Raw genomic sequence first — 24,322 nt, forward strand, 5'->3', positions numbered from 1 at the left:
CCTGTTTTGGTTCATTTTCGCACCAAAACAGGGCAAAACCTATCCAATAAAATCGCTGTTTTTTATGTGACTTGCGATCTCATTTCTGATAGTACTAAGGGCACGAGATGGCACCGGTGCGTGCGCTCGATAATAATAGTTAACAGGAATGAGGTCATTATGTGTTCAATTTTTGGTGTGCTGGAGATCAAATCCGACCCAGCCATTCTGCGCGAGCAGGCAATAGAAATGTCTAAGCGATTAAGGCACCGTGGTCCAGACTGGTCAGGTGTCTATGCCAGTGATAAAGCCATTCTGGTGCATGAGCGACTCGCCATTGTAGGCGTATCCAGCGGTGCCCAGCCACTGTATAACCCGGAGCGAACCCACATTCTCGCAGTCAATGGCGAAATCTATAACCACAAGGAGCTGGCTCAAAAGCTCACTGTGCCTTTTACGTTCCAGACTCAATCAGACTGTGAGGTGTTACTGGCTTTATATAAACAAAAAGGTCCTGAGTTCCTCGATGACCTGAACGGTATTTTTGCCTTTTGTCTGTATGATGAGCAGGAAGATGCCTATCTGATAGGTCGCGATCACATTGGTATTATCCCGCTATACACAGGGCGAGACCAGCATGGCAATCTTTATGTCGCCAGTGAAATGAAGGCGCTTACACCAATTTGCAACCAGATTGAAGAGTTTCCGCCGGGGCATTACCTTTATTCTAAAGAAGGTACACTCAGATCCTATTATCAGCGAGACTGGCAACAGTTTGAGGCCGTTAAAGATAACGAGGCCGCTGCTGGTACAGTTAAAGACGCACTTGAGGCAGCCGTAAAGCGTCAGCTAATGTGTGATGTACCTTATGGCGTATTGCTGTCAGGTGGTTTGGACTCGTCGGTTATCTCCGCCATTACTCAAAAGTTTGCCGCACGACGCATAGAAGATGATGATGCGACTGAAGCCTGGTGGCCCAAATTACACTCCTTTTCAATCGGACTTGAAGGCTCACCTGATCTGGCTGCGGCGCAAAAAGTTGCAGATCAGATAGGCACAGTTCACCACCCAATTCATTTCACGGTGCAACAAGGTATCGATGCCCTGAAAGAAGTTATTTACCACCTTGAAACTTATGATGTAACCACAGTCCGGGCGTCTACTCCAATGTACCTGATGGCTCGCTACATCAAAGCCATGGGCATTAAAATGGTACTCTCCGGTGAAGGAGCCGATGAGTTATTTGGTGGTTATCTGTATTTCCACAAAGCGCCCAACAGCCAGGAGTTTCATGAAGAGCTCAATCGTAAAGTCTCTAAGCTGCATATGTTTGACTGCCTGCGCGCCAACAAGTCCATGGCAGCCTGGGGGGTGGAAGCAAGAGTTCCTTTTCTGGATAAAGAGTTCGTAGATGTCGCCATGCGCACTAACCCTGAATACAAGATGTGCAAAGAGGGTCGAATTGAGAAACATATTATCCGGGAGGCGTTCGATGGCTATCTCCCAGATGAGGTGCTTTGGCGTCAAAAAGAGCAATTTTCTGACGGCGTTGGGTATTCCTGGATTGACTCGTTAAAAGAGTATGTCAATGAGAAGGTGAGCGATCAGGAACTGGCCAGTGCAGAGTATCGCTTCCCTATCAATACGCCAGACAGTAAAGAAGCCTATTATTATCGTTGCATTTTTGAATCCCACTTCCCGGGAGATGCGGCTGCCAAATGCGTGCCGCATGGTAAATCAGTTGCCTGTTCGACGCCTGAAGCGCTGGCCTGGGACGCGTCTTTTGAGCAAAATGCCGATCCATCCGGACGTGCTGCCAACGTACACAGTCACGCTTACCAAAGCGCGGAGTAGACAATAAAAAGGGCCTGACGGCCCTTTTTATATTAAATAAACTTTTTAATAATAAAGTCGACTTTCACTCGCTTCGCCTGTCCGAGAATTTTTTTCACCGCAGACGGATAATCGTCGATTGTTTCCAAATCCTGATGACCATTGAGTTTAGTACAATTAGCCAGAATGGCCTCTCGCTCTTGGGTTATCGCTTGCTCGAGTTTTTGCTCGGGATCTTCTATCAAAATACCGTTTTCAATGTCCAATCCCCAGGCGCGAGGATTAAGGTTGTGTCCTGTCATCAGATGGACCTGATTGTCACGGTTAATCCCTTTTAAGTGGAATGAATTGTTTCCATCACGCCACAAATACACATTTAGATGCCCAGAGTTGATATAGCGCCGTTGTGATTTAAGGAATTTGTACAAAATGGTCTCGTACAAATAAGGTAACGCACCAATTCGACTAAACGGCTGATCGGGTGCAATGTAAAAGTCATTTGCGGTTTTATCACCAATCACGATCGTGACTGTTTTACCTTCTTTGAGCAACCGACGTAGTGATCGTAGCAACGGTGCCGGAAAGTTAAAGTACGGCGTGTATAAAAGCAGCTCGCGTTCCGTGGTATCAAACAGCGCCTTAATCAGGCGGTTTAGCTTATTCGTTCGACGACCAAAGCCTAAAAAGGCGCGAACATTTAAGCCACCAGTTGCGGTTGCAGAGCGCATATCGTACTGAGCTTTTTTGAGCTGCTTCATCAGCTGCTTTTGCGCCACCTTCAACTCGGAAAATGGCTTTAACGGACGAAGATCAAGCCTTGGTACCGCTTCGCTAGACAATAAGTAGGTATCTAGAAAGTGGCAGAAACTGGCTGCCAACGCAGTATTTTCAATGACAAAATAACGATCCAGACGGTACTTTTCACCATGTTGTAAGTACACATTATTAATGCTGGCGCCGCTGTACAAAACGGTCTCGTCGATAACAAAGCCTTTTAGGTGTAAAACGCCAAACAGTTCTTTAGCTTTAACCGGCACTCCATACACTTTTACATTTGAGCCAAATTCGGCCTGCATGTCGCAATACAGCTTTGCGTTCCCCTCAGATTTAGCTTCACCGATTAGCCCGCGCTGAGCCCGATGAAAATCAACCAATACGTGGATCTCAAGGTGTGGACGTGCCGAAGCCACCTCGTGTAGCGCGGTTAATATTTCGCGCCCCGCCTCATCGTCCTGTAGATACAGAGCGGTCAAGTAGATGCGCTGTTGCGCGCCACGGATGAGAGACAAAAGCTGCGCATGATACTGCTTCGCATCAGTCAGTATTTCACAACTTTGTGCGTCCAGTGCAAACCCAGGTTTATCCTGCCAAAATGCCATAACTACCTTTAAAAACAGACTAACGTCAAATAGACAGAGAAAAATTCCCTAGAACATAGCAAAAAAAAACTCTCAGGTCATGAAATACCGTTCATTTGCGGCGCTATGGTACAAATTCTCATCAAGTACAGTATATTTGACAGCTTCTGATTTTATAAAAAATCGATTTTTGTAATTTATTTTACTTCTGGCTTGAATTTCATAGAATCGGCAGCACTAACTAGAGAAGATAGAAATTTTATTTTAGGAATTGTTTACATGACTGATGCAAAACATTGCAAACTGTTGATCTTGGGTTCAGGACCTGCAGGCTATACAGCCGCAGTCTATGCTGCACGTGCTAACCTTAACCCAGTGCTTATTACGGGTATGCAGCAAGGTGGTCAGCTGACTACAACAACAGAAGTTGAAAACTGGCCCGGCGATGCGCATGGTCTAACTGGTCCTGCACTGATGGATCGTATGAAAGAGCACGCCGAGCGTTTTGAGACTGAAATCATCTTTGATCACATCAATAAAGTAGATGTGACCAAGCGCCCTTTCACACTTACCGGCGATCAAGGCACTTACACCTGTGATGCTCTCATCATTGCAACAGGTGCTTCAGCGAAATACCTGGGCCTTGAGTCAGAAACAAACTTCCAGGGTCGTGGTGTATCAGCCTGTGCAACCTGTGATGGATTCTTCTACCGCGGACAAAAAGTCGCTGTTGTTGGTGGTGGAAATACCGCCGTTGAAGAAGCACTATACCTGTCAAACATCGCCGAAGAAGTACATGTGATCCACAGACGTGACACTTTCCGTAGCGAAAAGATTCTCTCAGATCGTCTGATGGAAAAAGCAAACAATGGCAATGTTGTTCTGCATCTCAACAAAACACTTGATGAAGTGCTGGGTGATGACATGGGTGTCACAGGCATTCGTATTAAAGACACTGACTCTGACGCTACCGAGCAGCTTGATCTTGCTGGTGTCTTTATTGCCATTGGCCACAAGCCGAATACGGACATGTTTGCAGGGCAACTGGAAATGAAAGACGGCTACCTGGTTGTACAATCGGGCCTCAATGGCAACGCAACTCAAACTAGTGTTGAAGGCGTATTCGCAGCTGGTGACGTGTCTGATCACATCTATCGCCAAGCCATTACCTCTGCCGGCACTGGCTGTATGGCAGCATTAGATGCAGAGCGTTACTTAGACAACCTTAAGTAATCCGAGCGTTATCGAAGACGTGTTTCGAAAAACACGTCTTCATACATAAATTCCCACTCCTAACCTAAAATAGGTTAGACTAATGTCATATATCAGGTTTTTAGTTTGTTATTCAGAACCGCCAATATGACACAGCAATTGTTTCATCTGTCTGCCACTGACTTTATTTTTCCTCCTTGTCACTTTGCACTCAAAGACCCTGATGGCTTACTTGCCGTGGGTGGATGTCTGAGCACAGCAAGACTGCGCCGAGCCTATCAGCAAGGTATTTTCCCCTGGTTCAATGAAAAAGAGCCGATTATGTGGTGGGCCCCCAGTGAGCGTGGCATCATGGAACTAGATGAGTTTCATATCAGCCGCTCGCTTAAAAAATCTGTCCGTAAACTGGCACCCGACGTCACCATAAACACAGCTTTTGAGCAGGTTATCACAGCATGTCGACAACAAAGAGTCGATAAGGAAGGTACCTGGATAAACAAAGCCATGCTTAATGCCTATATTCAGGGACATAAAGAAGGCTTTGTTCATAGTGTTGAGGTATGGCAACAGGGTACCTTGATAGGCGGCTTATATGGTGTCATGCTGAACGGCGTTTTTTGCGGTGAGTCTATGTTTTATCACATTCCAGATGCGTCAAAGCTGGCAATGTGGGCGCTCGTCAATTGGCTCAAGCAACATGGTGCTCATTTTATAGATTGTCAGCTGGAAAACCCCTATTTGCTGTCTCTGGGTGCAAAAGTCATATCAAGAAAAGATTTTTTGGCTAAACTTATATCAGCAAGCCATTATCAACTACCTGAAACCATGTGGCATCCGCAACCATTGAGGGCGATATATGACTGAACATTTCCCTTCAAAAATTGGTCTGAGCCAGCAATTTGATTGCAGCTATCTACCTGACCAAAAAGAACAACTATTAGTGATTTTGGATAGTAACTGTTATACGTCGATGCGCTTTGAAACTTTGCTGTCATTTGGATTTCGTCGTAGCGGCGACCAGATATATCGCCCCCACTGTCCCGCGTGTCAAGCCTGCCAGTCAGTCCGCGTTTTAGCCAATGACTATCAACCTTCTCGCTCGCAAAAGCGTAAATGGAATAAAATTAACTCAGAGTTTCGCTTTGAATATAACACTCAGGAGCAACCAGGCTACTACCCGCTTTACGAAAAGTATATTACCATGCGGCATAGTGATGGTTCGATGTACCCGCCTAACCGGCTTCAGTACGAAAGCTTCTTGTTTTGCCGCTGGCTGCCAGTTACCTTCATCGAACTATGGCACAAAGAACAGCTCATAGCCGTTGCAGTTACTGACACTATGCCTACTGCCCTCTCTGCCATTTATACCTTTTTTGACCCTGACTACGCTGATCTGAGCTTAGGCACCATTATGATCATGGCACAACTCGACTATGCGCGCCTGCATCATAAAACCTACCTTTACCTTGGTTACCAGATAGACGCCTGCCCCAAAATGCGCTACAAACAGCAATATTTACCTGCTCAACAGTTCAAAAGCGATGTTTGGGTCAACATTTAGATTACAAAATTCGCGCTCCCGCCTTTACTTATCGCGCGCTTTTCGGCAAAATCTGCACCGTTAAACTTATCAAAGAGGTGATACGCTCCCCATGGCGAAAGAAGACGTTATTGAAATGCAAGGCACGGTCCTTGACACTTTACCAAATACTATGTTCCGTGTTGAATTGGAAAATGGCCACGTAGTTGTGGCACATATCTCTGGTAAAATGCGTAAAAACTACATCCGCATTTTGACCGGCGACAAGGTGACTGTTGAAATGACACCTTATGACCTGAGCAAAGGACGCATCGTCTTCCGCGCGCGTTAATTCGCCCAGCTCAGGTACACTTGCCGCAACAGGCTGAGCCGTACTAAGAGACGATTAAAACAAAAAGCCCGGCTAATGCCGGGCTTTTTGTTATCTCTATTCCAAGTTAGGCGGGCTCGACCACACTGGATTCAAATTTAAATGCCAGCTTTTTATCTTTGACTGAAATAGTGACAGTTCCTCCGTCAACCAATTCACCGAACAAGATTTCGTTTGCAAGTGGCTTCTTAAGGTTATCCTGAATCACTCTAGCCATTGGACGTGCGCCCATTGACTTGTCGTATCCTATATCTGCCAACCAGTCTCTGGCTTCATTGGTTAAATCCAGGCACACAGATTTTTTATCAAGCTGCGCTTGTAACTCGACGATGAACTTGTCTACAACCTGCAAGATAACGTCTTTCTCAAGGTGGTTGAACCAAATAATATTGTCCAGACGGTTTCTGAACTCAGGTGTAAATACCTTATTTATCTCAACCAGTGCGTCATGCGAATGATCTTGCTCCTGGAAGCCGATAGACTGACGGACAGTTTCCTGCACACCCGCGTTGGTCGTCATCACCACGATTACGTTACGGAAGTCAGCTTTGCGACCATTGTTATCCGTGAGCGTGCCGTGGTCCATAACCTGCAACAAAATGTTGTAAATATCAGGGTGCGCCTTCTCAATTTCATCCAGCAACACCACAGAATGAGGGTGTTTGATAACCGCATCCGTCAGCAAGCCACCCTGTTCAAAGCCTACGTAACCTGGAGGCGCACCAATGAGACGGCTTACTGCATGACGCTCTGAGTATTCAGACATATCAAAACGTACAAACTCAATGCCCATACACTTGGCCAGCTGCTTGGTCACCTCAGTTTTACCCACGCCCGTAGGGCCGGCAAATAAGAACGACCCAATTGGTTTGTCCTCGCTGCCTAAACCAGAACGTGACAGACGAATTGCAGAGGTCAATGCATCAATAGATTCGTCCTGACCGAAAACCAGCATTTTAAGGTTGCGATCAAGATTTTTGAGCACTTCTTTGTCGCTTGAAGACACATTTTGCTGAGGAATACGTGCAATCTTAGACACTATTTGCTCAATATCCGATACACCAATGGTCTTTTTCCGACGTGAAGCTGGCAACAGGCGCTGATTAGCTCCCGCTTCATCAATCACGTCGATAGCTTTGTCAGGCAAATGGCGTTCATTAATGTATTTTGCACTCAGTTCAGCGGCAGCCTTCAACGCTTTTTGTGTATAGCGTATGCCATGGTGTTCCTCGTAACGCTCTTTCAGACCGCTGAGGATTTTGGCAGTATCGGCAACGCTTGGTTCCACAATGTCAATTTTCTGGAATCGACGAACCAGTGCACGGTCCTTTTCAAAAATGTTTTTGAATTCAGAATAAGTTGTTGAACCCAGACAACGCAGCTGACCACTCGACAATAGAGGTTTAATCAGGTTAGAAGCATCCATAACTCCACCCGATGCAGCGCCGGCACCTATGATAGTGTGGATTTCATCAATGAATAAAATAGCATTTGGTTTTGCCTGTAGCTCTTTGAGCAATGCTTTAAAGCGTTTTTCGAAATCGCCCCGATACTTAGTACCAGCAAGTAAAGCGCCCATGTCCAGCGAATACACTACGGCATCCGCAATCACATCAGGCACCAGCTCATTCACAATACGATATGCCAAACCTTCTGCAATGGCTGTTTTACCGACCCCCGCTTCGCCCACCAAAAGTGGGTTGTTTTTCTTTCTGCGACATAAAACCTGAATGGTTCTTTCTACTTCCTGATCGCGACCAACCAAAGGATCTATTTGACCCGCTTTTGCCATCACATTTAGATTAGCAGTGAAGTTTTCCAGTTTAGTCTTTTCTTCAGAGGCTGTTTCATGATTTTCTTCATGCATTTCTTCGTTATCTTCAGGCTCAACCTCATCATCCGATTTTGAAATGCCATGGCTGATGTAGTTAACGATATCCAGACGACTTACATCGGCCTTTTTAAGAAGATAAACCGCCTGACTCTCCTGCTCAGAGAAAATAGCGACTAACACGTTTACGCCGGTCACTTCATTACGACCAGAGGATTGAACATGAAAAACCGCCCTTTGCAAAACACGCTGAAAGCCAAGTGTAGGCTGCGTTTCACGGTCTTCTTCTAAATCAGGTATAACAGGAGTGGTCTCGTCAATAAATTCAGATAGCTCCCGTTTCAACCCCTCTGTCTCAACGCCACACGCATTAAGTGCTTCACTGGCAGAGGGGTTATCAATCAATGCGAGCAGTAAGTGTTCTACCGTCATAAATTCGTGGCGACGATTTCTCGCCTCGCGAAACGCGGTATTCAGAGTAATTTCTAAGTCTTTATTTAGCATTGGCAACCCCCAACGAGAATATATAAGGTCATTCCTGCTCACAACTACAGAGCAGCGGGTGCTCGTGATCCCGAGCATATCGATTTACCTGCTCAGCCTTTGTATGGGCAATGTCGGCAGGATACAGTCCACATACCGCTTTTCCCTCGTGATGTACTTTCAACATCACATCAGTTGCTCTTTCGCTATCCATACTGAAAAATGTCATCAAAACTTCAATGACAAAGTCCATAGGTGTGTAATCATCATTGTTTAAAATCACTTTGTACTTGCGCGGCGGTTGCAACTTTTGTTTCTGTTCGTCGCGTACCGCGTCAACCACACCAGATTCGTTTGTCCCAGTCATAATAAAATATAGTCTTGTCTTATCAACTCAAGCAACTTGAATTGAAAAATAAATAAATTGTTAAAAAATCGCTTTAAAAACTTGACTGTCTGGCCAAATAAACTACAGTCTTTACCTAGCTGGACATAATCATCATATGGGCAGCTTAGCAAATTTCAAAGGTTAGATTAACTTAATTTAGTCAACTTATAGAAGGATGTAGAAGTATGGCTTGCGGAAAAGTCAAATGGTTCAACAACGCCAAAGGGTTTGGTTTCATCGTAGAAGACGGCAGCGAGGAAGATATCTTTGCCCATTACTCCACGATTGTAATGGATGGATACAAAACGCTTAAAGCTGGTCAGGATGTAACATTCGATCTGCAAGAAGGTCCCAAAGGCCTGCACGCTACCAATATCGCACCGCTTGCGGACGAAGTTGTGTAGTTTTGCATTATTTTGGCACACTTAAAGCGGGTTACGTTTGTTGCTCGCTTAATCCCTTCATCAATTAGTCTCATTTCTTCCATCTTAGTTCATAAAATTTTATATCTTTATTAAATTGCATTAGCGACTTAGTGATTTGGTTGATACAATCCCCGCCGATGTCAGGTCGGGCTCCGTGGTAGCTGGCCCAAAAACGCGTCAGGTGTGTTAGATATTTTTATTGTCCAAACTAGTAACAATACCTAACAAACTTGCTATATGCCGAACTCAACCATCCGCATGATGACCCGAATATCGGTTACCAAGCGGATGGCTGAATAAAGATCGTGTATGCGGATACGTCCTTGAATAGCAAGCTTTTGCTTTGTTGAACGGCTGTTTAGCCCTAAACTATCTAGGAATGATGATGACATCAAAAATTATTTACACTAAAACAGATGAAGCGCCGGCTCTGGCAACTTATTCTTTATTGCCAGTTATCCAGGCTTATACCAAAGCGGCTGGTGTTGAAGTTGAAACCCGTGATATCTCACTGGCAGGCCGTGTCATTGCTAACTTCCCCGAGTTTCTGAGCGAAGAGCAAAGAATTGGTGATGCTCTGGCTGAACTGGGCGAGCTGGCAAAAACGCCGGAAGCCAATATCATCAAACTCCCTAATATCAGTGCGTCTATCCCTCAGCTGAAGGCCACCATTAAAGAACTGCAGGAAAAAGGTTACGCCCTTCCAGACTATCCAGAAGAACCAAAAGACGACAAAGAAGCTGCAATCAAAGCAACTTACGACAAGATTAAAGGTAGTGCAGTAAACCCTGTTCTACGTGAAGGTAACTCAGACCGCCGCGCGCCAGCTTCTGTAAAAGCATACGCACGCAAAAACCCACACTCAATGGGTGCCTGGTCAAAAGATTCGCAGTCTTATGTTGCCAGCATGAGCGAAGGCGACTTCTTTGGTTCTGAGCAGTCAACAACTGTGACCGACGCAACTGATGTTCGTATTGAACACGTTGCTGCTGACGGCACGGTGTCTGTCCTTAAGCAAAGCACACCTTTGCTTGCTGGTGAAATCATTGATGCGTCACGCATGAGCGTTAAAGCACTACGCAGCTTCCTGGAAGCTGAAGTAGAAGCTGCCAAAGAAAAAGGCGTATTGTTCTCACTGCACATGAAAGCCACAATGATGAAGGTCTCTGATCCAATCATCTTCGGCCACGCTGTAAAAGTCTTCTATAAAGAAGTCTTTGCTAAACACGGCGAAACTTTCGAAAAGCTGGGTGTCGATGTTAACAATGGTATTGGCGACGTTTATAACAAGCTGGCCAGCCTGGACGATGCAAAACGCGCAGAAATCGAAGCCGATCTTGCTGCGGTATATGATGTACGTCCAAGCATCGCTATGGTTGACTCTGATCGTGGCATCACTAACCTGCACGTACCAAGCGATGTGATCATCGATGCGTCAATGCCTGCTGCTATCCGTACCAGCGGTCAAATGTGGAATGCTGAAGGCAAGCAACAAGACACCAGCTTTGTGATCCCGGACCGTTGCTACTCTGGCGTCTACCAGGCAACAATCGAGTTCTGTAAAGAGCACGGTGCATTTGACCCACGTACTATGGGTACTATCCCTAACGTTGGTTTGATGGCACAAAAAGCAGAAGAATACGGCTCACACGACAAAACATTCGAAGCACCTTCAGCGGGCCAAATCCGCGTTGTTGATCAAGCAGGTAACGTACTGCTTCAGCATGACGTAGAGCAAGGTGATATCTGGCGTATGTGTCAGGTAAAAGACGCACCAATCAGAGACTGGGTTAAGCTTGCTGTTAACCGTTCACGCGCATCAAATACCCCAGCGGTATTCTGGTTGAACGAAAACCGTGCACACGATGCTGAGCTGATCAAGAAAGTAAATGCCTACCTGCCAGAACATGATACTGCTGGTCTGGAAATTCACATCCTCGCACCAGTTGAAGCTACTAAGTTCTCACTGGCAAGAATGAAAGACGGTCAGGATACCATTTCTGTGACTGGTAACGTACTACGTGACTACCTGACTGACCTGTTCCCTATTCTTGAACTTGGCACCAGTGCGAAAATGTTGTCTATCGTACCACTTATGAATGGCGGTGGTCTGTTCGAAACAGGTGCGGGCGGCTCTGCACCTAAACATGTTCAGCAGTTCGAAAAAGAGAACCACCTGCGTTGGGATTCACTGGGCGAGTTCCTGGCACTGGCTGCGTCTTTAGAACACCTGAGCCAGGCGACTGGTAACAGCAAGGCGCAAGTACTGGCTGATACCCTGGATGCTGCCACAGGTAAATTCCTGGACGAGAACAAGTCTCCGTCACGTAAAGTGAAAGAACTGGACAACCGTGGCAGCCACTTCTATCTGGCTATGTACTGGGCACAAGCACTGGCTGAGCAAACGCAAGATGCAGAGCTACAGGCAAAGTTCACCGAAGTTGCTAAAGGTCTGACAGACAACGAAGCGGCCATCGTCAGTGAACTGAACGATGTGCAGGGTCAGGCGATGAATATCGGCGGCTACTTCCAGCCTAACGATGCGCTCGCTGCTGACGCAATGCGTCCTAGCAAAACGTTTAACGACGTATTAGCAAGCATGGCTTAACTTGCCATTTAACAGAAAAAAGGTGGCTCATTAGCCACCTTTTTTATTTGGCTCCAATCTTTGCTACACTCGCGCCATCGCTCCACTAGCTAAACATCTAACTATGTCTGCACCGCGCCAAAAAACCCGAACACATACACCTAACCGCACCTCTGCCAAGCGTCCAGCCAATCAACGCCCAGGCCCCAAGCGCGTAACCAAGCCAAAGGTTTCGCCTGAGCAGGTTAAGGTAGTGCTATTCAATAAGCCTTTTGATGTTCTGTGCCAGTTTACAGATGATCAAAACCGTCAGACGCTTGCCGACTTTGTTGATATAAAAGGCGTATACGCTGCTGGCAGGCTTGACCGTGATAGCGAAGGTCTGCTGTTGCTCACCAATTGCGGTCGCTTACAGCATAAGCTGACTGAACCAGGCAAAAAAACCGACAAGACTTACTGGGTTCAGGTAGAAGGCGAACCTGACCAAGCTGCATTGCAGGCACTGCGTGATGGTGTCATCCTCAAAGATGGCCCGACCCGACCCGCCAAGGTTAACCTGATCACTGCACCAACCGTTTGGTCACGTAACCCGCCTATTCGCGAACGCAAAAACATTCCCACCAGCTGGCTTGAAATTACCATTTCTGAGGGGCGTAACCGTCAGGTTCGGCGTATGACAGCGCATGTCGGCCACCCCACACTGAGACTCATACGTTACCGGATCGGACCCTATACCCTGGATGGGATTGATAACGGCCAGTATCAGGTGGTGAAAGCAAAATAACCCCACCGCGAAAAACTTGGGATTAATCAACCCGCGACTTCCGGGCACCTTGATTTACATGCTATAATGCAGCTCACTTTTTTGTAATCAAAATACACAGCGAGTTTATGAGCGATAACAGTCAAATTAAAGTCATCGTCGGTATGTCCGGCGGCGTAGATTCCTCCGTTTCAGCCTACCTGCTAAAACAGCAGGGGTATCAGGTTGAAGGCCTGTTCATGAAGAACTGGGAAGAAGACGACAATGACGAATACTGTGCCGCTGCTGAAGATTTGAAAGATGCGCAGGCTGTCTGCGACAAACTGGGCATCGAGCTACACACTGTCAATTTTGCTGCAGAATACTGGGACAACGTATTTGAGTACTTTCTTGCAGAGTACAAAGCTGGCCGCACACCCAACCCGGATATCATGTGCAACAAAGAGATCAAATTTAAAGCGTTTCTCGAGTTTGCTGCAGAGGCACTGGGTGCCGATTATATTGCAACAGGTCACTACGTGCGCCGTGAGGAACGTGATGGCAAATTTGCCATGTTACGCGGTCTGGACAATAACAAAGATCAGAGTTACTTCCTGTATACACTCAGCCATGAGCACGTAGCCCAAACCCTGTTCCCGGTAGGCAACATTGAAAAACCGGAAGTGCGCCGTATTGCAGAAGAGCAAGATTTGATCACGCATGACAAGAAAGACAGTACCGGCATTTGCTTTATCGGTGAGCGCAAATTCAAAGACTTCCTGCAAAAATTCTTGCCGGCTCAACCTGGTAAAATTGAGGACAGCGAAGGCAACCATGTTGGTGAGCACGAAGGCCTGATGTACCACACACTAGGCCAGCGTAAAGGCCTGCTGATCGGTGGCATGAAAGAAGGCTCCGGCGAGCCCTGGTATGTTGTCGATAAAGACGTGGAACGCAATGTACTGGTTGTTGGTCAGGGCAAAAACCACCCTCGCCTGTTCAGCAATGGCCTCAATGCGAATCAACTTCACTGGGTCGACCGTGTCGGTCCACAAGGTACTACCCGATGCACAGTTAAAACCCGTTATCGCCAGGAAGACATTCCTTGTACATTACTCGTTGGTCAGGACGGCATGGCCCGGGTGTTATTCGATGAACCACAAAAGGCCGTAACCCCTGGCCAATCTGCGGTATTTTATCAGGACGATATGTGTCTTGGCGGTGGTATCATAGAATCGGTGATCAAGTAATGCAACGTGAAGTCGTTATCCCTCTGGCAGCTATGTGTCAGGTTGCGAAACTGGTGCAAAAATGTGCCCGCTACGGCACCTTTAACAGCCATGAAACAGCCAGTTTGTTAAGAAGTATCACTATCACTTCACCAAAAAATCCACAGGATGTCTACGAAGACCCTAGCGCCGTCCAACAAGGTTGCCGAGCTTTGGTGGACCAGTTGAGTGCGCAGGGTGAGAAAGATGTCGAAATGGTTAAGTATGTGGGCAGCCTGATGCAGCTTGAACGCGCTTTGTCTGCTAACAGTAAAGCTATGGCTGAACTTGGTAAACGTATCGAGCAGCTCGACAGGCAATTGCAGCACTTCGACATCGGCGACGAGCAAATCGTTGCCGCGCTGGCGGATATTTACAGCCAGGTGGTAAGTCCGGTTGGGCCAAAGATTCAAATTTTTGGTAAACCCGAGTTACTTAAACAATCTCATGTACAACATCAGATCCGGGCGCTGTTGCTGGCCGGGATCCGCAGTGCAGTGCTGTGGCGTCAGCTTGGAGGTAAGCGTCGTCAGTTCTTCTTTGCAAAGAAGAAAATCATCGCTGCTGCACAAAGTTATATTTAAATATCGTTCAAAAAACCAATTAGTTAGGAGAAGTTATGGAGCTTTCAGCGTTAACCGCTATCTCTCCAGTGGATGGCCGCTACGGTAGCAAAACCAGTGAGCTGAGAAGTATTTTCAGTGAGTTTGGCTTGATCAAATACCGTGTGACCGTTGAAGTACGTTGGCTACAAGCCTTAGCTAACGCAGCTGCGATCAACGAAGTTCCAGCCTTCAGTGACCAGGCAAACGCCCTGCTGGATAGTATCGTTGACAACTTCAGCGAAGCCGATGCTGAGCGCGTCAAAGAGATTGAGCGCACCACCAACCATGACGTTAAAGCCGTTGAGTATCTGTTAAAAGAGAAAGTGGCAGACAATGCTGAGCTTCAGGCTGTTAACGAGTTTATTCACTTTGCCTGTACATCAGAAGACATTAACAATCTGTCGCACGGTCTGATGTTGAGTGAAGCCCGCGATCAGGTGCTGTTGCCATACTGTGATAAGCTGCTTGCAGCCATCAAAGAAAAAGCAATTGAATACAAATCCGTGGCTATGATGACCCGCACCCACGGTCAGCCTGCTTCTCCTTCGACTATGGGTAAGGAATTCGCCAACGTCTATGTACGCCTGCAGCGTCAGCGCGAGCAAATCGCCAACGTTCAGATCCTGGGCAAAATTAATGGCGCCGTTGGCAACTACAATGCTCACCTGAGCGCATACCCAGACTATGACTGGCATGCGCACGCAGAACAATTTGTCACCAGCCTGGGCCTGACCTGGAATGCGTTTACTACACAAATTGAGCCGCACGATTATATCGCTGAGCTGTTCGATGCAGTGGCACGTTTCAACACCATTTTGCTCGACTTTGACCGTGACGTTTGGGGCTACATTGCACTGAACCACTTCAAGCAAAAAACCATTGCAGGCGAAATCGGCTCTTCGACCATGCCACATAAAGTAAACCCAATTGACTTCGAAAACTCAGAAGGCAACCTGGGCATCGCGAATGCTATCTTCACTCACCTTGCACAAAAGCTACCAGTATCTCGCTGGCAGCGTGACCTGACTGACTCAACAGTACTGCGTAACCTGGGTGTTGGTATGGGTTATACCCTGATTGCCTATCAGGCAACGCTTAAAGGGATCAGCAAACTGGAAGTCAATGCCGATCGCCTGCTGGCTGAGCTGGATGACAACTGGGAGTTACTTGCAGAGCCAATCCAGACAGTAATGCGTAAATATGGTATCGAAAAACCATACGAGAAGCTCAAAGAACTAACGCGTGGTAAGCGTGTTAATCAGGAGATCATGGCTGAGTTTATCGATGGTTTAGACCTGCCTGAGCAAGTAAAAGCTGACATGAAGCTAATGACGCCTGCCAACTACATTGGCCGCGCCGAAGCCTTTATCGATGAACTAAATTAATCTCATCTAAAGTCTGAGAAGCGGAAGTTGCGGCGCAGTGCCGAGCTTTCGCTTTTTTATTGGAGCCCTTTATGTATCAGCTATCTATTAATGCCCTCACCGAGACGGCTTTCCTAACTCAGTACTGGCAAAAAAAACCGTTACTTATAAAGCAAGGTTTTAAGGACTTCAGCGACCCTCTATCGCCAGAAGAGCTGGCCGGTCTGGCAATGGAAGAAAACATAGAGTCGCGTATTGTCACCAATCATGACAATCGCTGGGACGCGCACCATGGTCCATTTGAAGACTTCTCTCTTCTTACGGAGCAGCATAGTACCTTACTGGTACAAGCGGTTGATCATTGGCACCCTCAGGCCGCAACCTTACTTGAGCCTTTTCGCTTCATCCCTAATTGGCGAATTGACGATTTAATGATCAGCTTCTCGACTCCAGGAGGCGGTGTTGGTCCACACCTTGACCAATACGACGTGTTTATTATTCAGGGCCAAGGTAAAAGACGCTGGCGCGTAGGTATGCCAGACACAAGTCTGAAGCAATTTGCCCAGAACAAAAGTCTGTTGCAGGTGGAACAGTTCGAAGCTGTCATTGACGCAGAGCTAGAACCTGGGGATATTCTGTATATTCCGCCAGGCTGTCCTCACGAGGGCTATGCTATCGAGAATGCGATGAACTACTCTGTGGGCTTCAGAGCGCCAGATCAAAAAGATTTACTCTCCAGCCTCGCTGACCATTTGATAGACTCAGAGTTAGGCTCAACCCGATACAGTGACCCAGAGCTTACGTTGCGCGACTCTTTGGGCGAGATTAGTAGCCAGGATAAAGGTAAGATCCGCAGTATGCTTGAATCGGTGCTCCACGATAGTGATATTTTCGATGAATGGCTGGGCCGTACACTTAGTGAACCTAAACATGAAATGGACCTGGCACCGCTGGATCCACCTTTAACATTTGATGCCTTACTGGAAGATATTTCACCTGATGATGTACTGGTGCGCTCAGGTGGCGTCAGAGCACTATATCAAGTAACGACACAAGCCGTGATACTGAGTGTAAACGGGCAAAATTTTACCCTACCCCTAGAGGTCTTACCAGCCGTAAAACAGCTGACTGATCAGGCTACTACTCCAATTTCATCATTATTGAGTGCAATTGAATGTTTGGATTTTAAACAAACTTTAACTACGCTTATAAATGATGGGTCCTTTTACATTGAGGGCTGGGTGTAATTACCTGAATCTGAGGGTTAGTCACACAACTATGGGCATCAGCTCGCTGATGCCCCAATAATAATACAGGCTGGTCCCTTGGTCAGGCGTGATTATGATGTTTGATGCGAGGCAATCATGAATTACCACGTCGATAGAGTGAGTTGGCAAAAAACTCAGGGACAACTGCGCCAAATCCGTGAACGCGTCTTTGTTTACGAGCTTCACCTTCCAAAAGAAGTCGAGTTTGATCAACATGATAATACCGCTGATCATGTGCTTGTGCGGGATGAAAACCAGTGTCCTATCGGAACAGGCAGGCTATGCTGTGATGGCCTAATAAGTCGTGTTGCGATTATTCGAGCACACAGAAACCGAGAGGCTTATCAATCTTTAATTGGCTTTTTGAGCGTTCTGGCTGAACAAAAAGGCTATGAAAATGTGTTTGTGCAGTGCATCTTGGATGAAGTCCCGACGTTTCTTAAATCAGGCTTTTCGAAACAAGGAAGCGTATTTATGGAAGCAGGCATTCCAAGACAGCGCATGAAATGCCCAGTTAAAGAAATCAACTCAGAACCATTTACGATGTTGCATTAGCCCAGAGATTTTCTGCATTTGCCAATTCGTATAAGCCATGGGCATGGTGAATCAGAATATTAGCATATTCTTTCTGTGCAGGATCCACTAGCTTTCCTGCCAGTATTTTGTCGGCTTTAATTTGCCATTGGTATGAAAAATGCTTCAGTGCTGCGCGAGCGTCCTCTGCACCGCTCGCTAGCATAGCATCTGTCGGTACTTTTCCTGAGACCACCCAGTACACCTTGCCTAAATCATCCTTAATTTTCCAAACCCCACAAATTGGAGGCAGGATACGTGATGCGTTTGCCTGGATGTTCATACCCAGAATCCCTTTTTCAGCTAGGTATTTTTGTGCGGCCTGCAAAGACTCCCTTTGCCATTGAGAAATCAGTTGCTGCTGCTCTTCATTACTTAGTTGTGTATCTTGATCATTCATTTTACGTACTTCATTGTCATTTTTCCCCTACTTTAGGGATTATAACAGCTCGATGCAAGCGCCAACCGCATGCAAAGTCAGTTCGCAAAGTGAGAGTTACAAAGGGCTATTATTTTCATTTGCACAATAAATAGACTCTACTAGGATTAAAGGACGATTTCTGTGGTCTGAGTGGCACCTATATGCTCCCACTTTTCATCGCACTTCAGTTAGTGATTTGTGCCATCACCTGGTATGCAGCAGGTTGGATGTTCGCTTTGATAGTGACAGGCTTATCAGCAGTGGGAGTATTTACCGCCCATAGGGGAGCAAATAAAAAGGTACACGCGGACACCCCACCCGAACACTCTATCTCAGAAGGACAACACAGTGACCTGACATGCCTAGAGCAACTTGGTCACACTATTACTCCTCAGTTAAGGGATCAGATTAATAGTGCCCGCCAGCAAACCAAGCAAGCTGTCGATAATATGTCCGCCGAATTTTCACAGCTTGTCAGCAATATTAGCTCAACGCTTAGCAGTCTGGACGATAGCAGCGCCAACAGTCTGCAGCAAACAGCACAGCACAGCCGAGAACAACTTACTCAGATCCTGGCTTATCTCGAACAGTCCAACGTCAGCCAGCAACAAAGAACAGAAACCTTTAAAACCATGGTTGAGCAAAGTAAAGAGTTACAGGCTATGTCTATTGACGTTGCCAAAATTGCAGAGCAAACAAATTTACTCGCACTCAATGCCTCGATTGAAGCTGCCCGTGCCGGAGACAATGGTCGTGGCTTTGCGGTTGTTGCCGATGAAGTGCGTGCGCTTGCTAATTCGAGTGGCGAGACAGGGGTGAAGATCAACAAAATGGTCGAAACAATCGCCCAGGCAATGCAAAGCTCAATGACGATGATGGAAAGCGAGCTCGAAGAGCGCCAAGCCCTGACTGATAAGTACCAGCAGCAAATTAATGAGGTGATTGATACCTGGCTCACCTTGTCACAAAACGTAGAACAACAAGCGCAGGTGCTGCAAACCTCAAATGAGGATAATCGGCAGAAAATCTCGGAAATACTGATCGATTTACAGTTTCAGGACCGTGTCGATCAGATCCAGGACAGCGTTACCATTGCCCTGGACATTATGACTCAAGAGCTGGATGAGTTTATTGCGCAGCGTCGCAACAGCGCCAACGCCCGATTCAATCACGAGCGGATCAGCGAAACGTTATCGCGCACAGCTGCAACACGAGAGCAAAGGCATATTCTGGCAACAAAAAACGGCAGTGCCAAGAATGACAACGACGACGATACAGTCGACGATCTCACTTTTTTCTGACATACAGCATGAGGGTAAGTTATGAGCAAAACCATACTAGTGGTGGATGATTCCGATTCATTAAGACAAGTCGTCAATATTGCGCTGACAGGTGCTGGCTATCAGGTGATTGAAGCGTGTGATGGCAAAGATGCACTAAGCAAACTTAACGGTAACAAGGTGCATCTCATAATCAGCGACGTCAACATGCCGAATATGAATGGCATAGAATTCGTCAAAAATGTTAAACAACTCCCACAGTACAAGTTCACCCCTGTGATTATGCTGACCACAGAAAACCAGCAAAGCATGATGGAAGAAGGCAAAAAAGCCGGAGCGAAGGCCTGGATGGTCAAACCCTTCAAGCCTGCACAAATGCTTCAGGCCGTTTCTAAACTACTGATGATGTGACATCCATGTCCGAGTGTTTTAAGTTTCCCGCGGAGCTGACCATCTACGAAGTACAGGATGTGCATACGGAGCTCATTGCTTTTTTGGCAGGAAAACAGCAGGTAACGCTGGATCTGAGCCAGGTCGATGAGCTCGACAGTGCCGGGATCCAGCTGGCTATCTGGCTGGTTAATTACTGCCGCAACACAGGCGTTCAGATAAATACCCTTGTCTTGTCCGATCTGCTCACTGCCAGACTGTCTTTATTAAATGTGCCCCTGGCCAGTCCTACCACAAGCGAGCCGTAATTATGTCTGTTGATTTGAGTGCCGCCATTACCACCTTTGTTAGCGAGTCTAAAGAGCTACTGGCCGAGATGGAAAATAGCTTGCTAGATCTCGAAAGCAGTGAAGCCAGTGCTGATCAGGAAGAGACCATCAATGCTATCTTCCGCGCCATTCACACCATTAAAGGCAGTGCCGGATTATTTGGCTTTGACTACGTCGTGAGCCTGACGCATATTGCCGAAACGGTACTGGATGACGTCCGCGCTGGTAACAAGGAAATGAGCAAAGCGCTGCTTTCTTTATATCTGGAAACCGGTGACTTATGTGATGAATTGATCCAGCTGGCCGCATCGGAGAGTGAGCCCAGTGCACAACAACTTACCCAGCTTGCTGAGCTGACGAAGCAGTTCAGTGAATTTACCGGCAGCGTCGATTCATCGCAAAACACAGACACAGAGTGCGAAACACAACCGCAAGATGGACTCTGGTTTATATGCTTTGTACCTAACGAAAATGTACTGCGCAACGGCCTGGATCCCTACCCGTTTATTCACTTTCTGAACAACGAAGTAGAATCACTTGAAGTGGCCACCAATTGTACTGCTCTCAGTGCCGATACGCCCTATGATCCTGAATCCTGTTACCTGGCTTTTTTGCTGTTATTTCAAACCGGTCAGAGTAAAGACGTGATAGAGGACGTGTTCGAATTTATAAAAAATGATGCGGTGGTTGAGATTTTACCGCCAGGTCAGTGTCATTACAGCGCCATTGAAGATTGCGCAAAACACTTTCCAGACCCTTCCCAGTTTCATGCTACCTTGGCAAAACTGACACAATCACGCCTGCCGGCTCAGTCTCTGGTGCCAGAATCCGTGCCAGATGATGGCGAGCCGCCAGCTAAAGCAAAAGGCAAGAAGAAAAATAAGCTTCACACGAGTAAAACGCTTCGGGTTGAAGCCATGAAGCTCGACAGACTAATCGATCAGGTTGGGGAAATGGTGATCACGGGTGCCCGAACCAACTTACTGGCACACGAAACGGGTAACGAGACACTGATTGAAGCCATGGCCCTGCTGGAGAGACTGGTTGAGAACATTCGTGACAGTTCATTAAAACTGCGCATGGTCCAGATTGGTGAAACCTTCAATAAATTTAAACGCGTTGTTCGCGATGTGGCCGATGAGCTCGGCAAAGAGGTGGAGCTCAATATTGTCGGTGCCGATACCGAGCTGGACAAAACCTTTGTCGAAAAGGTCAGCGACCCGCTGATGCACATTATTCGTAATGCCATCGATCATGGCATTGAGCCACCTGAACAGCGACTGGCCGCGGGCAAACCGGCATGTGGCCAGCTGACACTTAAGGCCTATCATGATTCCGGCTCAATCGTCATTGAAATTCAGGATGATGGTCAGGGGCTGGATCAAAACAAGATCCTGACCCGAGCCATAGAGAACGGTCTGATCAATAAAGACCACTCGTTACAGGATAAAGAAATCAACCTGCTGATTTTTGAGCCTGGATTTTCTACCGCCGCTACCGTGACCAGTATTTCCGGTCGTGGCGTGGGCATGGACGTGGTAAAACGTAATGTTGAAAGCCTGCGTGGCAGCGTAGAAGTCGACAGCACCAAAGGACTGGGCTCTAAAATCATCATTCGTCTGCCGCTGACCTTATCTATCATAGACGGGTTCATGTTTACCGTTGGTGAAGAAGACTATGTGATCCCGCTGGATACCGTCGTGGAGTGCCTGGAACTGCACGAAGTGGTGACGGAGTCTGATATTCAGGATAAAAACTACATCAACCTCAGAACTGAGGTCCTGCCTTTTATTCGTCTGCGCACCCTATTTGGGATTGAGCAGCAAATAGAACACGCGAAGGAATCACTGGTCATCGTCCAGTTTGGCACGCTCAGAGCTGGGCTGGTCGTAGACTCGTTGCAAGGAGAGTTTCAGACCGTAGTAAAACCTCTGGGGAGGCTGTTCGAAGGCCTCAAATGTATCAGCGGCGCAACCATACTCGGTAGTGGTAAAGTGGCCATTATTCTTGATGTGTCTGCCCTGATCCGTACTGCAATTACTATGTACGAGTCCTTAGAACTCAAACATTAGTCAGATAAATCGGAGCATAAAGATGTTTAAGAATCTGACCATCAAAAACAAAATCATTCTGGCCATGTTTACCATGGGGCTATTGCTGCTGGTGATTGCCGTATCTGTGCAAATGAAAAATGGCCGTATAGAAGGGTTTGCCACCGATGTAGGTCAAACCGATATTCCCGAAGCCATCTATGCGCTGAACATGCTCGATGAACTTGGCGACATGAACAGCAATGTGCTGGAATATATTGCCGGTGAAGCCGATGAAAAAGCGGACTTTTTGTCTAATTACAATGAGTTCACAAACTATCTGGAAGACCTTAAACGACTCAACTCTGTTGATACCAGCTACATACGTCAGCTGGAAGACTTGGTGCGCCGATATGCTAGTGAAAACCAGGAATTGATCTTTGACCGCTTTGATCCCCTTCAGGAGGAAAAAGCGGTCGAAAAATATGAATACCTCAATCGCGAATTTGCAGAGCCTCTGGAAAGCCTGCTCGACTCACAAAAAGAAGCCGAAGTGGCCGATGCCGGCAGCAGCGGCGACTTTGCCGAAGTGGTTAACGATGACTTACCCGGCGTGCGCTACTATCTGGAGTTGATAGACGAGCAAGGCGACATGATGAGCTCACTGAACGCCTATATGCGGGGTCGGGTCGGTGCCACCGCCGCGTTCGAAAAAGACGCCCGGACCTTTTCTAACTTTCTGTCTGAACTCAAACCGCTCGAAAGAAAGCCACTGGAAATAAAAGCCATTGGTGATATCGAACGCATGTACCTGGGGCTCTACAACGGCGGTAAAGAGATTTTCGCTATGTACGACCCAAGACAAAAAATCCAGGCTTCAAAAGACGTTGACCGGCTGGAGCATGATATATTTAGTAAAATAGAGGAAATTCTGGAAAAGATCTCCAACGAAGCCATTGCAGAGAGTACCGCCTCACTCAACGACCTGATGTCTGCCGCTCGTGACAGTATCCAACTGGTCTGGGGCTTGCTGGTAGTCGCCATTGTGCTTGCTATCGCCACCGCCGCCTTCTTGATCCGCGGCATTGTGCTTCCTATTAATGCACTGGCGGATGCCGCGGAAGACCTGCGCTCGGGCGAAGGCGACCTGACCCGCCGTATCCCGGATTTTGGCAATGACGAGATTGGTCAAACGGCGCAGAGCTTTAACGGCTTTATTGAGCGACTACAAAACATTCTGCTGGATATTCAGGAGTCCGTTGAGTCCATCGCCCACAGCACCAATGAAGTCAGCACCACCTCTCGCATGCTCAGCTCTACCTCGAACCAGCTTGCCGCCAGTGTGGAGGAAACCTCCGCATCACTGGAGCAAATGAGCTCCTCAATCTCGATGAATACCGAGAACTCGAAAATGACCAATGACATCGCCAAGCAGTCCAGCAGTGAAGCTAACGATGGCGGCCAGGCGGTAAAAGACACGGTCCAGGCCATGACGCAGATTGCCGAAAAAATTGGCATTATCGAAGACATCGCTTACAAAACCAATCTGCTGGCACTGAACGCTGCCATTGAGGCCGCCAGAGCCGGTGAACATGGTAAAGGTTTTGCCGTGGTAGCAGATGAAGTCAGAAAACTGGCAGAGCGTTCTCAGGTTGCCGCACAGGACATCAGTACACTGGCCGACAACAGTGTTAAAATCGCCCAACATGCCGGTGCAATGCTCGACAGAATGGTGCCTAATATCGGCAAAACCGCCGACCTGGTACAAGAGATCACCGCCGCCTCCACAGAGCAAAGTACCAGTGTTGCCGAAATCAACCGTACCGTTGCCCAGCTTGATGAGATAGCTCAGCAAAATGCCTCCGCCTCGGAAGAGCTCGCCTCAACCGCTAAGATGGTTCAGGACCAGACCGGAGATATTCGCTCTACCGTGGGCTACTTTAAGTTGAGTAATAATGGTCGGGGCAACAAAGGACGCTCTTCTCATATAGTCCACGACAGTAGTCATAGCCGGGAAGACGGTTATACCCCGTTTGATGAGTAATG

General features: G+C 47.2%; 22 protein-coding genes. 18 read left to right on the forward strand and 4 right to left on the reverse strand.

What is annotated here, in order from left to right:
• Positions 1–159 precede the first annotated feature (159 nt).
• The gene (gene asnB, locus CWB98_RS04010) at positions 160–1,833 is read left to right on the forward strand and encodes an asparagine synthase B (protein WP_138543692.1); all 1,674 of its coding nucleotides are present in this window, start codon (positions 160–162) and stop codon (positions 1,831–1,833) included.
• A 32-nt stretch (positions 1,834–1,865) separates the two neighbouring features.
• On the opposite strand, the gene pssA is transcribed toward asnB, so the two are convergent.
• Positions 1,866–3,191, reverse strand: coding sequence for a CDP-diacylglycerol--serine O-phosphatidyltransferase (gene pssA, locus CWB98_RS04015; RefSeq protein WP_138543693.1), 1,326 nt, complete (start codon positions 3,189–3,191; stop codon positions 1,866–1,868).
• Positions 3,192–3,449: 258 nt separating this feature from the next.
• On the opposite strand from pssA, the gene trxB reads away from it, so the two are divergent.
• From trxB to infA, 4 genes are all read left to right on the forward strand, one after another.
• Positions 3,450–4,403: a thioredoxin-disulfide reductase gene (trxB, locus tag CWB98_RS04020; protein ID WP_054013808.1), complete on the forward strand. Its 954-nt coding sequence runs from the start codon at positions 3,450–3,452 to the stop codon at positions 4,401–4,403.
• 126 nt (positions 4,404–4,529) lie between these two features.
• Positions 4,530–5,246 carry a leucyl/phenylalanyl-tRNA--protein transferase gene (gene aat / locus CWB98_RS04025; RefSeq protein ID WP_138543694.1) on the forward strand — a complete coding sequence of 239 codons (717 nt, stop codon included), beginning with the start codon at positions 4,530–4,532 and terminating at the stop codon, positions 5,244–5,246.
• On the forward strand, positions 5,239–5,943 hold the full coding sequence (locus tag CWB98_RS04030) for an arginyltransferase (RefSeq protein WP_138543695.1): 705 nt from the start codon (positions 5,239–5,241) through the stop codon (positions 5,941–5,943). Before aat ends, CWB98_RS04030 begins: the two co-directional genes overlap by 8 nt.
• A 91-nt stretch (positions 5,944–6,034) precedes the next feature.
• Positions 6,035–6,253: a translation initiation factor IF-1 gene (gene infA / locus CWB98_RS04035; RefSeq protein WP_002962494.1), complete on the forward strand. Its 219-nt coding sequence runs from the start codon at positions 6,035–6,037 to the stop codon at positions 6,251–6,253.
• A 106-nt stretch (positions 6,254–6,359) separates the two neighbouring features.
• On the opposite strand, the gene clpA is transcribed toward infA, so the two are convergent.
• Together clpA and clpS are read right to left on the reverse strand one after the other, a co-directional pair.
• A complete protein-coding gene (gene clpA, locus CWB98_RS04040; RefSeq protein WP_138543696.1) occupies positions 6,360–8,627 on the reverse strand; it encodes an ATP-dependent Clp protease ATP-binding subunit ClpA in 2,268 nt (755 codons plus the stop codon).
• A 28-nt stretch (positions 8,628–8,655) separates the two neighbouring features.
• Complete coding sequence (gene clpS, locus CWB98_RS04045; RefSeq protein ID WP_054013812.1) at positions 8,656–8,973, reverse strand: ATP-dependent Clp protease adapter ClpS; 318 nt, start codon at positions 8,971–8,973, stop codon at positions 8,656–8,658.
• 206 nt (positions 8,974–9,179) lie between these two features.
• On the opposite strand from clpS, the gene cspD reads away from it, so the two are divergent.
• From cspD to CWB98_RS04085, 8 genes are all read left to right on the forward strand, one after another.
• On the forward strand, positions 9,180–9,398 hold the full coding sequence (gene cspD, locus CWB98_RS04050) for a cold shock domain-containing protein CspD (protein ID WP_046003210.1): 219 nt from the start codon (positions 9,180–9,182) through the stop codon (positions 9,396–9,398).
• A 406-nt stretch (positions 9,399–9,804) separates the two neighbouring features.
• Positions 9,805–12,027, forward strand: coding sequence for an NADP-dependent isocitrate dehydrogenase (locus CWB98_RS04055; RefSeq protein ID WP_138543697.1), 2,223 nt, complete (start codon positions 9,805–9,807; stop codon positions 12,025–12,027).
• 103 nt (positions 12,028–12,130) lie between these two features.
• The gene (locus CWB98_RS04060; protein ID WP_138543698.1) at positions 12,131–12,790 is read left to right on the forward strand and encodes a pseudouridine synthase; all 660 of its coding nucleotides are present in this window, start codon (positions 12,131–12,133) and stop codon (positions 12,788–12,790) included.
• A 107-nt stretch (positions 12,791–12,897) separates the two neighbouring features.
• The gene (mnmA, locus tag CWB98_RS04065; protein ID WP_138543699.1) at positions 12,898–13,998 is read left to right on the forward strand and encodes a tRNA 2-thiouridine(34) synthase MnmA; all 1,101 of its coding nucleotides are present in this window, start codon (positions 12,898–12,900) and stop codon (positions 13,996–13,998) included.
• Positions 13,998–14,600, forward strand: coding sequence for a high frequency lysogenization protein HflD (gene hflD, locus CWB98_RS04070; protein WP_138543700.1), 603 nt, complete (start codon positions 13,998–14,000; stop codon positions 14,598–14,600). The genes mnmA and hflD overlap by 1 nt, the downstream gene beginning before the upstream one ends.
• A 35-nt stretch (positions 14,601–14,635) precedes the next feature.
• The gene (gene purB, locus CWB98_RS04075) at positions 14,636–16,006 is read left to right on the forward strand and encodes an adenylosuccinate lyase (RefSeq protein WP_138543701.1); all 1,371 of its coding nucleotides are present in this window, start codon (positions 14,636–14,638) and stop codon (positions 16,004–16,006) included.
• A gap of 71 nt (positions 16,007–16,077) precedes the next feature.
• The gene (locus CWB98_RS04080; protein WP_138543702.1) at positions 16,078–17,232 is read left to right on the forward strand and encodes a cupin domain-containing protein; all 1,155 of its coding nucleotides are present in this window, start codon (positions 16,078–16,080) and stop codon (positions 17,230–17,232) included.
• Between the two features lie 117 nt (positions 17,233–17,349).
• Positions 17,350–17,808: a GNAT family N-acetyltransferase gene (locus CWB98_RS04085; RefSeq protein WP_138543703.1), complete on the forward strand. Its 459-nt coding sequence runs from the start codon at positions 17,350–17,352 to the stop codon at positions 17,806–17,808.
• On the opposite strand, the gene CWB98_RS04090 is transcribed toward CWB98_RS04085, so the two are convergent.
• Positions 17,792–18,226: a DUF4826 family protein gene (locus tag CWB98_RS04090; RefSeq protein WP_138543704.1), complete on the reverse strand. Its 435-nt coding sequence runs from the start codon at positions 18,224–18,226 to the stop codon at positions 17,792–17,794. The two genes, CWB98_RS04085 and CWB98_RS04090, sit on opposite strands and share 17 nt — an antisense overlap.
• A gap of 182 nt (positions 18,227–18,408) precedes the next feature.
• Here CWB98_RS04090 and CWB98_RS04095 point away from each other — a divergent pair, with 182 nt between their 5' ends.
• The 5 genes from CWB98_RS04095 to CWB98_RS04115 are packed head-to-tail and all read left to right on the forward strand — an operon-like array spanning position 18,409 to position 24,320.
• A complete protein-coding gene (locus CWB98_RS04095) occupies positions 18,409–19,548 on the forward strand; it encodes a methyl-accepting chemotaxis protein (protein WP_138543705.1) in 1,140 nt (379 codons plus the stop codon).
• 21 nt (positions 19,549–19,569) lie between these two features.
• Positions 19,570–19,938: a response regulator gene (locus CWB98_RS04100; RefSeq protein WP_046003219.1), complete on the forward strand. Its 369-nt coding sequence runs from the start codon at positions 19,570–19,572 to the stop codon at positions 19,936–19,938.
• A 5-nt stretch (positions 19,939–19,943) separates the two neighbouring features.
• On the forward strand, positions 19,944–20,225 hold the full coding sequence (locus tag CWB98_RS04105) for an STAS domain-containing protein (protein ID WP_138543706.1): 282 nt from the start codon (positions 19,944–19,946) through the stop codon (positions 20,223–20,225).
• Between the two features lie 2 nt (positions 20,226–20,227).
• Complete coding sequence (locus tag CWB98_RS04110) at positions 20,228–22,318, forward strand: chemotaxis protein CheA (RefSeq protein WP_138543707.1); 2,091 nt, start codon at positions 20,228–20,230, stop codon at positions 22,316–22,318.
• A 22-nt stretch (positions 22,319–22,340) separates the two neighbouring features.
• A complete protein-coding gene (locus CWB98_RS04115) occupies positions 22,341–24,320 on the forward strand; it encodes a methyl-accepting chemotaxis protein (protein WP_171045579.1) in 1,980 nt (659 codons plus the stop codon).
• Positions 24,321–24,322: the final 2 nt, after the last annotated feature.

The sequence above is a fragment of the Pseudoalteromonas rubra genome (genome assembly GCF_005887115.1).
Lineage (GTDB): Bacteria > Pseudomonadota > Gammaproteobacteria > Enterobacterales > Alteromonadaceae > Pseudoalteromonas > Pseudoalteromonas rubra_F.